11 protein-coding genes are annotated in these 14,844 nt (G+C 41.9%); all 11 read left to right on the forward strand.

What is annotated here, in order from left to right:
• The first annotated feature begins 180 nt into the window (after nt 1–180).
• Nucleotides 181–963, forward strand: coding sequence for a division/cell wall cluster transcriptional repressor MraZ (gene mraZ, locus HMPREF3216_RS05385; protein WP_060787278.1), 783 nt, complete (start codon nt 181–183; stop codon nt 961–963).
• The gene (rsmH, locus tag HMPREF3216_RS05390; protein WP_060787279.1) at nt 960–2,030 is read left to right on the forward strand and encodes a 16S rRNA (cytosine(1402)-N(4))-methyltransferase RsmH; all 1,071 of its coding nucleotides are present in this window, start codon (nt 960–962) and stop codon (nt 2,028–2,030) included. Before mraZ ends, rsmH begins: the two co-directional genes overlap by 4 nt.
• Entirely contained in the window at nt 2,030–2,686 is a 657-nt protein-coding gene (locus HMPREF3216_RS05395; RefSeq protein ID WP_060787280.1) for a hypothetical protein, read from the forward strand. The genes rsmH and HMPREF3216_RS05395 overlap by 1 nt, the downstream gene beginning before the upstream one ends.
• On the forward strand, nt 2,686–4,737 hold the full coding sequence (locus tag HMPREF3216_RS05400; RefSeq protein WP_081091008.1) for a peptidoglycan D,D-transpeptidase FtsI family protein: 2,052 nt from the start codon (nt 2,686–2,688) through the stop codon (nt 4,735–4,737). Before HMPREF3216_RS05395 ends, HMPREF3216_RS05400 begins: the two co-directional genes overlap by 1 nt.
• Nucleotides 4,738–4,763: 26 nt before the next feature.
• Entirely contained in the window at nt 4,764–5,975 is a 1,212-nt protein-coding gene (locus HMPREF3216_RS05405; protein ID WP_060787281.1) for a hypothetical protein, read from the forward strand.
• A gap of 25 nt (nt 5,976–6,000) precedes the next feature.
• On the forward strand, nt 6,001–7,803 hold the full coding sequence (locus tag HMPREF3216_RS05410; protein ID WP_081091009.1) for a UDP-N-acetylmuramoyl-tripeptide--D-alanyl-D-alanine ligase: 1,803 nt from the start codon (nt 6,001–6,003) through the stop codon (nt 7,801–7,803).
• Entirely contained in the window at nt 7,800–8,903 is a 1,104-nt protein-coding gene (gene mraY / locus HMPREF3216_RS05415; RefSeq protein WP_060787283.1) for a phospho-N-acetylmuramoyl-pentapeptide-transferase, read from the forward strand. Before HMPREF3216_RS05410 ends, mraY begins: the two co-directional genes overlap by 4 nt.
• Nucleotides 8,904–8,973: 70 nt before the next feature.
• Nucleotides 8,974–10,542 carry a UDP-N-acetylmuramoyl-L-alanine--D-glutamate ligase gene (gene murD, locus HMPREF3216_RS05420; protein ID WP_060787284.1) on the forward strand — a complete coding sequence of 523 codons (1,569 nt, stop codon included), beginning with the start codon at nt 8,974–8,976 and terminating at the stop codon, nt 10,540–10,542.
• Nucleotides 10,535–11,911: an FtsW/RodA/SpoVE family cell cycle protein gene (locus HMPREF3216_RS05425; RefSeq protein ID WP_060787285.1), complete on the forward strand. Its 1,377-nt coding sequence runs from the start codon at nt 10,535–10,537 to the stop codon at nt 11,909–11,911. The genes murD and HMPREF3216_RS05425 overlap by 8 nt, the downstream gene beginning before the upstream one ends.
• A 146-nt stretch (nt 11,912–12,057) precedes the next feature.
• Nucleotides 12,058–13,296, forward strand: coding sequence for a UDP-N-acetylglucosamine--N-acetylmuramyl-(pentapeptide) pyrophosphoryl-undecaprenol N-acetylglucosamine transferase (locus tag HMPREF3216_RS05430; protein ID WP_155639686.1), 1,239 nt, complete (start codon nt 12,058–12,060; stop codon nt 13,294–13,296).
• On the forward strand, nt 13,286–14,791 hold the full coding sequence (gene murC / locus HMPREF3216_RS05435) for a UDP-N-acetylmuramate--L-alanine ligase (protein WP_060787286.1): 1,506 nt from the start codon (nt 13,286–13,288) through the stop codon (nt 14,789–14,791). The genes HMPREF3216_RS05430 and murC overlap by 11 nt, the downstream gene beginning before the upstream one ends.
• Nucleotides 14,792–14,844 lie beyond the last annotated feature (53 nt).

Here is a 14,844-nt window from a genome sequence, read left to right on the forward strand (position 1 = left end):
AAAGTTGTGCTAAAACCAGGCGTTTAAGTATACCTCGAGGCTAATACACGTTGCATGTTTCCAATTTTTGCTAAAAAAATATTATTTTTTTACAAAAAGTGGGGATTTTTGGTGAGAAATGGGGTAAAATGGTGAACGATGTGCAAGTGGCATATTGCATGTTGAAAAGGATGTGGATTTATGGCTCGTAATAATGCTGGCGCAAATGCGCAAGATAAAGCCAATTCCTCCTTTAAGCATGCTCAAAATACATCTGCTTCCGATTCTCAAAATATGGCTCAAGCTAATGCCCAAGAAGCGCATATGCCAATGCAAAATTCTCAAGCATATGCTCAGCCTTATTACGTGATGCAGCAGGTTCCTCCTATGTATCAATCGCAGCAGATGCCTGTTATACAGCCTGTTATGCAGCCTGTTATGCAGCCTCAAGCTACGTCTTCGGCTTTTACATCCACTCCTTTGCCGCAAAACGCAGTTTTTGATGCTAATGGTTTGCAAACTCAGGCTAATAATCAGGTAAAGAATCCAGTTCTTCTTGGCACCTATTCGCCAAAAATAGATGCCAAAGGTCGTGTGGCTTTGCCAGCAAAATTTAGATCCCAATTAGGTGATGGTTTTGTTATGGCTCGCGGCCAAGAACGCTGCGTTTATGTTCTTCCAATGCAAGAGTTTGAGCGTATTACAACTCAAATCCAGCGCACATCTATGAGCAATAAGTCGGCACGAGATTACCTACGAGTTTTTCTTTCTGGTGCTGTAGATCAAGAGCCAGACAAGCAGGGTCGTATAGTAGTGCCTCCAATGCTAAGAGATTATGCCAATCTTGGAGATGAGATTGTTGTAATAGGCGTTGGAACTCGTGCAGAAATATGGAATAAATCCGCTTGGAATAATTACCTTGCAGATAAAGAGCAAGACTATGCGGATATTGCGAATGACGTTCTTCCGGCGGTGGCACAATGAAAGATCTATCTACAATTCATGCGCCAGTTTTATTGGAAGATTGTGTAAATCTTGTTTCTCCAGCGCTAGAACATAAAGATTCTATTGTTGTTGACTGCACTCTTGGTCTTGCTGGCCATGCAACAGCTTTTCTTAAAGCAGCTCCACTGGCAACTCTTGTTGGAATAGATAGAGATAGTGAGGCTCTTGGCTTAGCAACAAAAAGGATGCAAGATGAAGGATTGAATAATCGTTTTATTCCAGTTCATGCTGCATTCGACGAAGTTGACAAAGTTTTGGAAGATTTAGAAATTGATAAAATCGATGCAGCGTTTATGGATTTAGGTCTTTCCAGTTTGCAAATAGACGAAGCGGATAGGGGATTCTCCTATTCCCATAACACAGCCTTAGATATGCGAATGGATACAACTCAGAGTGTTACTGCTGCAACCATTCTTGCTACCTATAGTGCATCTAGTCTGGCTGAAATATTTCGTGAGTACGGTCAAGAACGTTTTTCTGGTCCTATTGCAAGAAAAATAGTGCAAGTTAGGCAAGAGAACCCAATAGTAACATCTGGTCAGTTGGTTGATTTAGTTGATCAGGTTATTCCGCGCGCTCATCGTGCGCCAGGAAATCCTGCTAAACGAGTTTTCCAGGCTCTTAGAATCGAAGTTAATGGGGAGTTGGATAAACTTTCTAGAACTTTACCAAAGCTTGCTTTGCGCTTAAATAACGGCGGCAGGATTGTTGTTGAATCCTATCATTCTTTGGAAGATATTACAGTTAAGCGCTTTATGAATAAGGGATTAGAAGTAGACGTTCCAGCAAATATGCCTATTGTTCCGCAAAGTGCCCAGCCTTTCTTTAAGTCTTTAACTCGTGGAGCTATTAAGGCATCTAAAGAAGAAATTGCAAATAATACAAGGTCTTCTTCTGTTCGCTTGAGGGCAGTGGAGCTTATTAGAGATATTCCAGATAGGTGGATCAAAGATTTTACAGCTATTGCTCAAGGAGAAGATACGTCTTTGCAACATTCTTCTACTAAGTCAAATGGCGTAAATCGTAGCAAAGGAGGCAGGTTCTAATGGATAAGCCACTTAAAAACCGTGCTTCTAGAATTGCAGCATCTTTTGCAGCGTCTTCTGCACCTGCAGGCCGAGTGAACGAGAAAATTTCTGGTGATTCAAGACAAAATCGCGTTTCTAAGTCGATTCCGCTAGTGTTTAGCGCCTCGGATCGCAGGTCTTATGCTGTAATGAATCATTTGCACAAGGTTATAGCGTGGAGCAACACGCGTAAAGCTCCTCTTTTTAACCTAATCATTGTTGTTATGTTCCTTGTTGTTACGCCTACTACATCTCTGTTGCTTCGCACAAAAATGGCAGAGATTTCTTTTGAACAAGCTGCAACTCAAGCCAATATTTCCAGGCTTCGTCAAGACGTAGAGACTGCTCAAACAAAGTTGGATGCCTTAGAAGCAGATCTTCCAACAAAAGCACAAGACATGGGAATGGTTCCGCAGCAAGGTGCAATAACCGTTGACTTAAGCGATTATGCCAATAAAAAGAAGGCAGAAAAAGCCGCTATTGAAGCTCAAAAAGCTAAAAATCGTGATCAAGCTAAGCAAGAAAAGGCTAAGCAAGAAAAGGCTAAGCAAGAAAAGCCTAAGCCAAATCAAGCTAAGCAAGATCCTAAAAAAACCAACCACCAGCCAGAACAAAAAAATAAGGAGAAACATTGATGAACCGCCTAATCAAGCAACGTTTCGCCAAATACTCAGGCAAAATGAAAACAGTATTGTATTATGCCAAATTAGCTGGCAAAAAGTTGCGCTGCATCAAAAATAGCGTAAGAAAAGTCAGAAAGAGTAGGCTCAACATAAGCGGATTGTATAATTCGTATACTAATAATGCTGTTCGCTCTGTTGCGCGCTCTACTGCACGTTCTGGCATGCGTTCTGGCACACAAACCAGCGTAATCCGCAACACTGTTTTTGCAAAAAAGTGCATTGGTGTTGCAATCATATTTGCGATTATTGCATCTTTAGCAATAGTAAAGCTTAGTTTTATACAGTTGATTAATGCACGTTCTACTGCTCAGGCGGCGCAGGCAGAACGTAGTAGGACTCGTCCAATACTCGCTCGTAGAGGGCGTATTTTGGACGCAAATGGTGCTGTTTTGGCTCAGAGTGTTGAAAGATATAACATAATTGCAGATCCAATGAATGCTCAGTCCTTTAAACCAACTCCTTGCACAAAGCAAACTGCTGGGAATTGCCATGCAATTAATGGTAAAGACGTTGAAGGAACAGGCGCTGTTGCTGTAGCACGTCTTTTGGCTCCTATTTTGCATATGAGTTCTGTTGAAATTGGCGGAAAAATTGCAGGTGTAGGGCGTTATGCTGTTATAAAAAGAAACGTTAAGCCTTCTGTTAAGCGTGCAATAGATAAGCTTAATCTTTCTGGGTGTGTTTATGCAGAAAATAGCAGTGAGCGCGTATATTCAAGTGGTCCTATTTTAGGCGCTTTGATTGGCTCTGTTAAAGACGCAGAAGAAAGCAGCCGAAAAGAAGCTAAGGGCAGAAGAGGCGAAGTTGGTGAATCTGGCTTGGAGCTTTCTCAAGACAAAGTTTTAACTGGTAAAGATGGTTACCAAAAATATCAGGGAAATAACGTTGGAAATGAGAAAATTCCTGGAACGGTAAGTGAATATAAAGAGGCTGTAAACGGTAACGACATAAAGCTAACTATTGATAGCGATGTAGATTGGTACGTTAAGAAGGTTCTTCTAGATGGTATGAATAAGTACAAAGCTGGATGGGGCGTTGCTGTTGTTCAAGATATTCGCACTGGAGAAATTGTTGCTCTAGAAGATAGCGATAATATTAAAGCTGGTTCTGCCGAAGCTAGAGCATCTGTTTCTAAGGCTGTTAGCCAGGTATTTGAGCCAGGCTCTATTGGCAAAGTATTCTCAGTTGCAGGCATGCTTCAAACTGGAGCGCGCCAGCTAACGGATAAGTTTGCTGTTCCTGGAAGCATTGAAAAGCAAGGTCAACTTTTCCACGATGCTCACAGCCACGGTGTTATGAAGCTTACTTTAGCAGGCATTTTAAAGGAATCTTCTAACGTTGGCATGATTATGGCTGGCGAAAAGTATCCAAATAACAAGCGTTATGAATTCTTGTCTAAGTTTGGAATTGGGCAATTAACTGGCCTTGATTTGCAAGGAGAATCCCAAGGTTTGTTCCCGAGTGTTCAAGCGTGGGATGGTCGTAAGCAAAATACTGTTTTGTTTGGTCAGGGATATGCAACAAACGCTTTGCAAATCACCAATGCTATTTCAACAATCGCCAATAAGGGCGTAAGGCTTAAGCAATCGATTATCAAGTCTGTAATCGACCCACATGGCAGAATTACTGAGCGCAAGAGGCCACAAGGAACTCGCGTTTTAGATGAACACGTTGCTGATCAAATGTTAAATGCCATGGAATCCACGGCAGAATATTACAGTAACTACATATCTGTTAACGGATATCGTATTGCTGCAAAGAGTGGTACTGCAGAAGTTGCTGGATTTGGTGGAGCGCTTAGCTCTATTGTTGCAGACTGCGCGGCAATATTGCCTGTCGATAACCCTCGTTTTGCAATAACAGTTGCATTAAGCAATCCAGAAGGCACATTCGGCGTTTTCGCAGCAGCTCCTCTTATAAAGACAATAGGCGAGTTCTTAATGCAAAAGTACAACGTTCCAGTATCGACTCCTCGCAGCAACCCTATTCCTTTACAATGGTGATACATAGTGAATGGGCGGGTGCAAGTATGAATGCTGTTGATGAATTTTCTAGAACAAGAGTGACCCTTGGTTTTGCTGCAGAACAATATGGTTTTGAGGTAATACCATCTTTTGCTTCTGGAATAACAATTACATCGCTTGTATGCGATGTTAGAAACGTTAGGCCTGGGTGTCTTTTTGTTCCTGCAAATCGTGTAGATAAAAGACAGTTGGAAGCTGCTAGAGACGCTGGTGCGTACGCAGCAATGGTTCCTCCAGAGTTTCGAAGCGAAGCTATGAGCGTTGGTATTCCGTTACTCGTTTCTTCCAACAATCCAGTGACTTTGGGCAAGCTTGCTTGCGATGTTAACAATGATCCATCTTCTTTTATAGCCACTTTCGCGGTTGCTGGAGATGACGATGATGAAGTTTACGCAAACGTTATAAGGTTAGCGGATTTTCTTCACATGCTTGGCAATCCAGTTGGTGTTATAAGCGCTGCTGGATCTAACTCTCTTCAGCGTGATTTAGATTTGGAATATCCGCTTGGAATAGTAGATATTCAACACAATTTATCGGTGTGTGTAGAAGACGGAGCTGCCGCCGTTGTTATAGCATTAAATTCTGCAACGCTTAAAAAAGATGCCTTGCAGTCTACAAACATTGATGTTCTTGGTGTTGAAAGTAACAATGCTCTTGCCATGTCTGGAAGTCTTGATTTATATAAGTCCGATTCATTAAAAACAGATGTGATTGAGATTGACAAAAAATCGGATGCTGCTGGTGATGCTGCTTTCGATTCTTTGGCGGCTGCTAATTCTTTGGCGGCTGGCGATTCTTCTAATGCAAAAGACGAGTCGCAAGCAGGCGGCGCATTAAATAAGCAATCCGAAGAGTCTGCTAAGCAAAACCAATTGCAAAAGGAATCCAAAGAATCAACAGGATCAATAGAATCAACAGAATCGCTTAGCTATAGTAGCCAAAGCGATGACTCTCAAATTGACGAATTAAGCATAAATTCTGCGCGCCCTGTAATGAGTTTTTATACTTTGCAGCAAAGATACGGCTTCTTAAGCCACGAAAGATCCTATTGTGTTATGCGGTCTAAAGAATCGGATGAATTAGCTGCATTAGCAGACCAAATAGGCGGCAGAGATGTTAGTAGGCATCTTTCGCTCTCAATTGCAATGGTTCTTGCTGCTGGAGTTAGAAGAGGAACCATTAAAAGTGCGTTGCGAGTGTCTCGCGAATTAAAATAGAAACCAAAATGTTTAAGAGCAAATAATGTTTTCAACAAAGCAAAATAGTATGCAAAACAAAATTACGGAAAATGTTTCAGCGCAAGCAAGTTTGCGTATGATGCCTATGAGCATTAAAGAAGTGGCAGATGCGGTTAATGCAACCGAGCTTCTATGTGATTCTGCAAGTTGTGATTCTGCACATTCTGATTCGGTAAACAGCAATGACACTGTTATTTGTGCTACAAGCGATTCTCGCAACGTTTCTTGCGGTGCGGTATTTGTTGCTATAAAAGGTGAACGCGTTGACGGTCATGATTTTGTGCAAAAAGCAGCGCAGCTTGGAGCTAAAGCGGCGATTGTAGAACACGCTGTTTTGCTCGATAAAAGTGTGCAGAACAAAATTGCTCAAATTGTTGTTAAAAATTCGGTTGAAGCACTTGGACTTTTAGCAAAGCACAATCTGGTGCGCCGCCGCGCGTTAAACACGCCTTTTAGCGTTATTGGTATAACAGGTTCCGTTGGAAAAACAACAACAAAAGACATGCTTAATGCTCTTCTTTCAACGCTTGGAAACACGGTTGCGCCAGTTGGGTCATTTAATAACGAAATTGGATTGCCGTTAACTTCTTTGCATGTAAACGAGAATACGCGATTCCTTATTGCAGAGATGGGTGCAAATCATGTTGGTGAGATTTCAATGCTCACAACTATTGCGCCTCCAGATTTATCGGTTGTGTTAAAAGTTGGTGTTGCTCATTTGGGCGAGTTTGGCTCCGTAGAAAAAATTGCTCAGGCTAAGAGTGAGATTGTTAGGGGGCTTTTGCCGCACGGAGTGGCAATTTTAAATGCTGATGATTTTCGCGTTGCGGCAATGAGTGAGCTTGCCGATAAAGATAAAATCCGCTGGTTTGGATTGAATGTTAATAATAATGTCAATTTTGATGCAGCGAATAATGAGAATTATCAGTTACATGCACAAGATATTTCTTTAGATGAAAGTGGTTGTGCGCAATTTTCGATTATCGAAAACAAAAACAGTCAGACTTGCGCAAACAATCAGATTCGCGAAAACAGTGCCAGTGTGCATCTTGCGCTTCCTGGAGCGCACAACGTTATGAATGCATTAGCTGCTGCGAATGTTGCAAGATATTTTGGTATGAGTCTTAAAAACATTGCTTTAGTTTTGAATAAAGTTTCGCATATTAGCCCGCATCGCATGCAGATTTCTGTTATTTGCAAAGATGATAAAAAATTTACACTTATTGACGATTCCTTTAACGCAAATCCAGATTCTATGAAAGCTGGAATTGACGGATTATGCTCTTACGAATCCGCTCAGTCCGCTCAGTCCGCTCAGTCCGCTCAATCCGCACATTCTGCTGATTCCGCATGCACTAAGCTTTTTAGAATCGCAGTTTTAGGCTCAATGTTAGAACTTGGGTCTAATGAAAATAAAATGCATGAATCTATTGGCGAATACGTTGCAAAACGCAATATTGATGCAATAATTACGGTTGGGTCAACTTTAAGTGAAAAGTTAGATGAGTTAGCTTCTTGTATAGCTAAAGGTGCTAAAGATAATTGGCAAAATAGAGATAATCATCAAAATAAAACTGATGATTCTAATTGTGATTCTAATTGTGATTCTAAAAACAGTGTGTATTTTGTGCATGATTGCTCTGAGGCAAATAACATTGTTTGGAGTCTTGTGGCCGAGCATCCTAGTACTGTTGTGTTACTAAAGGGGTCTCACGCTTCGGGACTAAGTGCTTTGGCTGAAAGTTGGGCTAAACTTAGCAATGGCTCTAGCAATGGTCTTAACAAACATACGGAGGTTAACCTGTGATTGCGCTTATTGTGGGAATAGTGGTGTCGCTAATAGTGACGATTGTTGGCACACCGCTTTTAATCCGCCTAGTACACCGCTTAAATTACGGACAATACATTCGTCAAGACGGTCCACAATCTCACTTAGTTAAGCGCGGAACACCTACTATGGGTGGTGTTGTTATAAACCTCGCTGTTGTAGTTGGATGGGCTGCTTCCGCACTTTACAGGTATTTTTCCGTTGGTAGAACGCCGTCTTGGTCTGCTGTTCTTGTTCTTTTTGCCATGCTTTCAATGGGTTTTCTTGGCTTTATTGATGATTTTGCAAAGGTAAGGAAAAAGCAGAATCTTGGTCTTTCTGTGCGCGCAAAGCTGTTTGGTCAGGTTATTTTTGCAAGCATTTACGCTGTTTTAGCTCTTATGCTTCCAACTCAGTCTGGTATTGCAAGCGCTCAGCCTGGCATGAGTTTTATAGAAAAACCATTCTTTGATTTTTCAATGTTTGGCAGAGTAGCTGGAATCGTAATTTTTATTGTTTGGGTAAACTTTTTAATGGCTGCGTGGTCTAATGCAGTAAATCTTACAGACGGATTAGATGGCCTTGCTGCTGGATCCTCTATGATTGCTTTTGCGGGATATGCTTTGATTGCTTTTTGGGAGAGTTATCACGTTAAAGGCGGTGGCCATTTTGGATTCTCTTATGCCGTTTCGGATCCGCTTGATTTAACCATTATCTCCGTTTGCGCAGCCGTTGCCTGCTTTGGGTTCTTGTGGTACAACTCAAATCCTGCTCAGGTGTTTATGGGAGACACTGGGTCTTTGGCTTTAGGTGGTCTTTTTGCCGCGCTTTCAATCGCCACTCACACGGAGTTTTTGGCTGTTATTTTAGGCGGATTATTTGTTATGGAAACCTGCAGTGACGTAATCCAAGTTGGATGCTTTAAAATGACACATAAACGAGTGTTTAAAATGGCTCCAATCCATCACCATTTTGAGCTTGTTGGATGGGCAGAAGGCAAGGTTGTTGTTCGTTTTTGGATGATTGAGCTTATGTTTGTTCTATCCGCGTTGATGACATTCTATGCGGATTGGGCAGGTCGTTCTGGACTCTTGATTTAGCAGGTTCACCGATTAATAATGGCTATACAATTGCTATACCTATACAATTGCGATTAGTAAGGGTGATTATATGAGCAGCGTTGCAAATGATTTATGCAAGGAGTTCTCTTTACACACTGAATTCCCGTTCCATAATGTTCTTGTAGCAGGATTAGGTGTTTCTGGTATAGGTGCCATGGAAGTGCTTAAAACTGTTGGAGCTAACGCGATTAGCGCAGACGAACGCAAGGCGGAAGCTCAAATCCACGATTTTTCCAAAATCGACTGGACCAAGATTGATGCTGTTGTAACATCGCCAGTTTTTAACCCTAGAACACCTTTTATTTTAGAGGCTCAAAAGCGCAATATTCCAGTTATTAGTGAGGTAGAACTTGCATGGCTTGTGCGCGTAAAGTCGCTTAAAACAAGTCTTCCAGCCGCATGGATTGGAATTACTGGAACAAATGGCAAAACTTCTACAACCGAAATGACATCTCAGATGCTTACTGCTTGCGGCCTAGATGCTCCTGCTGTTGGCAATATTGGCAAGTCGGTTTCTCATGCTGCGCTAGAAAAAGAGCACGATGCATTATGCGTTGAATTAAGCTCTTTCCAGCTACATTTTACGGATTCCTTAGAGTTAGATTGCGCTGCGATTACTAACATTGCGGCCGATCATTTAGACTGGCATGGCGGAATCGAAGCCTATGCAAAAGATAAGTCTAAAGTTTTTAATGGCGTTAAAAAAGCGCTTGTGTACAATGCTCAAGATTCACGCGTTAGCGAATTAGCAAAGATTGCACAAGTTAAAGATGGTTGCAAAAAAATTGGTTTTACGCTTTGCGCTCCAAAATCTGGAGAAATAGGCGTTGAAGATGGTTGGATTGTAGACAAAAGTGGCGTTGCTGGTGCAAAAGTTGGCGAAGCAAACAAAATAGTGGCTTTAAATAAACTAAAGCATTTATGTGAGCCAGATGGAAGCGTGTATCCGCATCTTCTTGCAGATGCATTAACTGCGTTAGCGCTAACTCTTGGCTTAAAACAAGACGTTGAAAATGCAGTTAAGGCATTGCGTAACTTTGCTCCAGGAGGGCATAGGATTCAAACAGTAGCTACTTTAAACGCTGAAGATAATCTTCCAGACCACGCGATTCGTTTTGTGGACGATTCAAAAGCAACTAACGCTCATGCTGCTGCCGCCTCTATTTCTAGTTTTGGTAAAAAATCCGTTATTTGGATTGCTGGAGGCCTTGCAAAGGGCGGTCATTTTGAAGATTTAGTTAAGCAAAATCGCAATATTATTAAGGCTGCTGTTGTTATTGGTTTAGATCAAAATCCAATTGTTCAGGCTCTTAACGCTCAGGGGCAAGATATTCCTGTAACAATTGTTTCCGCAAACGGTGAAAGCTATGAGTCTTTTGATTATGCAAATGATTCGCTTGTTAAAAAAGCTCAGAATTCGCCAATTTCTAACGCTGATTCCTCGCTTGGGCAAAAAGTCATTTCTACAGCTGTTCAAGCTGCTGGAAGGTACGCGCAGCCTGGAGATGTTGTTCTTTTAGCGCCAGCATGCGCCTCTATGGATCAGTTTGTTTCTTATGCAGATCGAGGAAATCGTTTTGCTAAAGAATCTGAGCAGTGGGTTAAGTGCCATGAATGAGAACAATAGAAAAGATAGCTCATCTAACAATAAACCTGCAAAAAAGCTTAGAAGACGTATTTTTGGCACAAAGTCTTTTGGTACAAAGTCTTCTGCCACAAAGCAATCCGCAGCTAAGACCAATAATTCCGACAGTTTTTCTAGTGTTCAAGATTCTCTTAGCGAGAATGCCAAGGCTTTTAAGCAATATGTTGGTATTCGCAGTATTTTCAACCCATTGTGGTGCCTTTTTGGACTAAGAATATCCGTTGTAATATTAACCGTTTTTGGCTTATTTATGGTGTTTTCAAGCTCTTCGGTAACAATGATTACTTATGGAGCTGGCCCTTGGGGTTCTGGAATAAGCCAGCTGATTTATTGCATTATTGGCCTTATTGGATATTTGGTTTTTTCGCATTTACCAGTCGATTTCTATAAAAGTAAGATTATTGTAATTTACGCAATATCGGTTTTTATGCAATTTTTGACTTTTGTACCAGGCATTAGGCACGAGGTTAATGGCAATGCTAGCTGGATTAAAATAGGTCCGTTTACAATGCAGCCAGCAGAAATCACAAAGCTTGCTATATGCATTTGGCTTCCAATGGCACTTATTCTTGCAAAAAAGGCATATAAGCGTGTTGCTATGCGAGCCTATATTCCAACTGTTGCAGCTCTAGGTGTTTCGGTTCTTTTAGTTGTTGCAGGCAAGGATCTTGGTACCGCTCTTATTATTTTGCTAATTGCTATTGTTGCGTTTTATGTAGGCGGATTCCCTACAAAATGGCTTGTTGTGGCTCTTATAACGGCGTGTGCTGCGGTTTTGCTGCTTGTTGTTACTAGCCAAAATCGTATGCGTCGTATTCTTGCCACTATTCAGGGTTGCGATGCAAAGTCAATTAGAGGCGTTTGCTTCCAGGCGATTCACGCACAATATGCAATGGCTTCTGGCGGAATCATGGGCGTTGGCATAGGCAATTCTAGGGAAAAGTGGAATTATTTGCCGTATGCTCACAACGATTTTATTTTTGCAATCATTGGCGAAGAAATGGGATTTGTTGTTGCTTCTTGTGTGATTCTTCTTTATATTGTGATTGGCTGGTGCCTGTTAACTTCCGCTTTGCAGTCAACAAATAAGCTTGTTTCAATATCTCTTATTAGTATTGCCACTTGGATTGTTGGTCAAGGCTTAATAAATATTTTGGTTGTTGTTCAGCTTTTGCCAGTTATGGGCGTTCCTATGCCGTTTGTTTCCGCAGGCGGATCTTCGCTTGTTATGTGTCTTCTTGCAATGGGCGTTGCGGATAGTTTTATTAAGAGTAATCCAAATATAAAACTTGGTAATAAATGGACATTCAAGCGCGCCAAATCGAAAGCAAGCGGACGTTAATTTGTAGGAAAGCTTGGTGTAAAATCCGCTTTTTGCAAAAATTTTAGTTAAAACTGAATCAATTGTTAGGTAGTATATTAAAGTTTTAAATTAGACTTGTTCTGATTGGGATTTCTGATTGGGATTTTTAAGTAAGCAGATTGTAGGTGACTAAATTGGTGCAAGATAAAGACAGCAATTCTTTGCATGTTGTTCTAGCAGGCGGGGGCACTGCTGGTCACGTTAATCCTCTTCTTTCCGTAGCAGACGCACTAAAAGATTTAGATAAGTCGATAGAAATTAGCGTTGTTGGCACTAATGCTGGCTTAGAAAAAACTCTGGTTCCTAAAGCAGGGCTGCCGCTAGATGTTATTGAAAAAGTTCCATTCCCTAGAAAACCTAATCTTTACATGCTTAAGTTTCCTTTTAAGTGGATTGTAGAAACGCGCAAGGTTGCTAAGATTCTTGAGCAAAGGCATGCAGATATTGTTGTTGGATTTGGCGGCTACGCGTCTGCGCCAGTTTATGCACAAGCACACAAAATGCATTTGCCTATTGTGATTCATGAGCAAAATGCTCGCGCAGGAATGGCGAATAAGCTTGGTGCGCGTTGGGCAAGCATGATTGGTTGCGTTTACAATAACACTGGTTTGCGCGCAAAAATGGCGCCTAATGGCAGTGCGTCTAATGGCAAGGCTTTAAGGGTTGGTCTTCCTCTTAGAAAATCCATATCGGATTTATGTGCAAAGATTACTCAAGACATTGATTTAGCTAGACTTGAAGGCGCTAAGCATCTTGGATTAGACCCAAGTAGGCCGATTGTTCTTGTAACTGGCGGGTCTTTGGGTGCTAAAAGCATTAACGAAGCTGTATCTATGGCCGCTGGCGATTTACTCAAATGTGCGCAAATCATTCATCTTACGGGTAACGGAAAATCTAAAGAGGTTAAAGATAATGTTTCGCGCTCGGCTGGTCTTAATCAAATAAACGACATTAAGCCAGAACATGCAGGACTTGGTGATTACCATATTTGTGAATATTTAGAGCGAATCGATTGGGCTTTTGCTTGCGCCGACTTGGTGATTTGCCGATCGGGAGCTGGAACTGTTGCAGAAGTTTCGGCGATTGGTGTTCCAGCAATCTACGTGCCGCTTCCAATTGGAAACGGAGAGCAGCGCTTTAACGCTCAGCCTGTTGCAGACGCAGGTGGAGCGATTATTGTAAACGACTGCGATTTTAACGATGACTGGATTCGCGTAAACGCGTTGGAATTGCTTAATAACCCAGACGAGCTTTGCCAAATGCGCGAAAAGGCTTGGAAATATGGCATTCGCAATGCTGCAAGCGTAATGGCGGAGCATATTCTTAAAATTGCAAAAGAAAGCAAAAATAATCATGGAAATTAATATGAACCCTATGCGCTCAGCGTTTGGAGCAAATCAGACTATATCTTCTTTAGGTTCTGTGCATTTTATTGGCATTGGCGGCGCTGGAATGAGCGTTTTAGCCGAGATGCTACACGAGCAGGGCGTTAGCGTAAGTGGCTGCGATAGCAAAGAAAGTGACCACACAACACGCCTAGAAGAACTTGGTGTAAATGTGCAGATTGGTCAAAGTGCAAGTCACGTAAAAAATGCAGATGTTCTTGTGTATTCTAGCGCTATTAAGCCAAGCAACCCCGAAGTAGTGGCGGCCGCCGAAAATGGCGTAAAACTTGTTCATAGAAGTGACATCTTATCTTTACTTTTAAGCGCTAAAAAAGGCGTGACTGTTGCTGGAGCGCATGGTAAAACTACAACAAGCTCTCTTTTGGCTCATATTTTAAAAGTTTGTGGCAAAGGCGATTTAGCAGACCCAAGCTATGCGATTGGCGGTTCGATTCAAGCGCAAGGCGGCGGCGAGGTTGACGGAGGCCACGCTGGGCGCGGAAGCGTTATGGTTGCAGAGGCAGACGAATCCGATGGTAGCTTTGAAAAATACAACCCATATATTGCGATTGTTACAAACGTAGAAGCGGATCACCTAGACCACTACAAGAACGCGCAAAATTATCGCGCAGCGTTTGTTGAACATTTAAGCCACGCTCTTGGATACATTGTGATTTGCGCAGACGATGATGGCGCTCGCGCTGTTTTAGAGGATTTAAGCGATGATTCTCTTAAAAAAACAATCGCCTACGCAAGTAGCAAGAACAGTGTTTCTTGCCTAAGCAACAGGGTAAAAAGCTTTGTAAAATTTGCGTTTATTAATCACGAAAGCGAAAAGACGGGTAGTGGTAGCGAGTCGTTTGTTATTGATTTTAATGGCGATTCTACAAACGTTAGTCTTATGATTCCAGGCCTGCACAATGCCAGAAATGCGTGTGCTGCGATTATTGCTGCAACGCTTTTGGGAATGGATTCAAAAGATGCTGCAAATGGAGCTTCTAGCTTCCTTGGTGCTTCTAGAAGATTTGACATTCGCGGATGCGTTGGCGGAGTAACGGTTGTGGATGATTACGCGCATCACCCTACAGAGATTGACGCCCTTTTGCGCGCTGCAAGAAGAAGATATCCAGATTCTACGATTCGCGTGCTTTTCCAGCCGCATCTGTTTTCTAGAACGCGCTCTTTTGCGCACGAATTTGCTTCTGCTCTATCTCTTGCAGACGATGTTATTGTTACTGGTATTTTTCCAGCGCGAGAAAAGCAAGAAGATTTTCCAAATATTCACGCTTCGACTATTGTTAACGCAGCCAAAGAATGCGGACTTAATTGCAATATTGAAGCTGTAGAAGATATGAATGATGGTGCTTTGTTGCTTGCACGCAGAGCGAATAGTGGGGATGTGCTGTTTACTGTTGGTGCTGGAAGTATTACTGCTATGACGTCTGTTATGCTAGAAGAGTTGCGCTCAAAATAGTGTGTAAAGTCGCAAGTAAGTCGCCAAATAAGTAAATCGCAAGTAAATCGCAA

The sequence above is a fragment of the Gardnerella vaginalis genome, assembly GCF_001546455.1.
GTDB classification, from domain to species: Bacteria; Actinomycetota; Actinomycetes; order Actinomycetales; family Bifidobacteriaceae; genus Bifidobacterium; species Bifidobacterium vaginale_B.

Bases quoted from the DNA above. Each gene is read 5' to 3' on its own strand.
- murC (WP_060787286.1), top strand. From the start codon at position 13,286: ATGGAAATTAATATGAACCCTATGCGCTCAGCGTTTGGAGCAAATCAG.
- rsmH (WP_060787279.1), top strand. From the start codon at position 960: ATGAAAGATCTATCTACAATTCATGCGCCAGTTTTATTGGAAGATTGT.
- HMPREF3216_RS05395 (WP_060787280.1), top strand. From the start codon at position 2,030: ATGGATAAGCCACTTAAAAACCGTGCTTCTAGAATTGCAGCATCTTTT.
- HMPREF3216_RS05425 (WP_060787285.1), top strand. From the start codon at position 10,535: ATGAATGAGAACAATAGAAAAGATAGCTCATCTAACAATAAACCTGCA.
- HMPREF3216_RS05405 (WP_060787281.1), top strand. From the start codon at position 4,764: ATGAATGCTGTTGATGAATTTTCTAGAACAAGAGTGACCCTTGGTTTT.
- mraZ (WP_060787278.1), top strand. From the start codon at position 181: ATGGCTCGTAATAATGCTGGCGCAAATGCGCAAGATAAAGCCAATTCC.
- HMPREF3216_RS05400 (WP_081091008.1), top strand. From the start codon at position 2,686: ATGAACCGCCTAATCAAGCAACGTTTCGCCAAATACTCAGGCAAAATG.
- HMPREF3216_RS05410 (WP_081091009.1), top strand. From the start codon at position 6,001: ATGTTTTCAACAAAGCAAAATAGTATGCAAAACAAAATTACGGAAAAT.
- murD (WP_060787284.1), top strand. From the start codon at position 8,974: ATGAGCAGCGTTGCAAATGATTTATGCAAGGAGTTCTCTTTACACACT.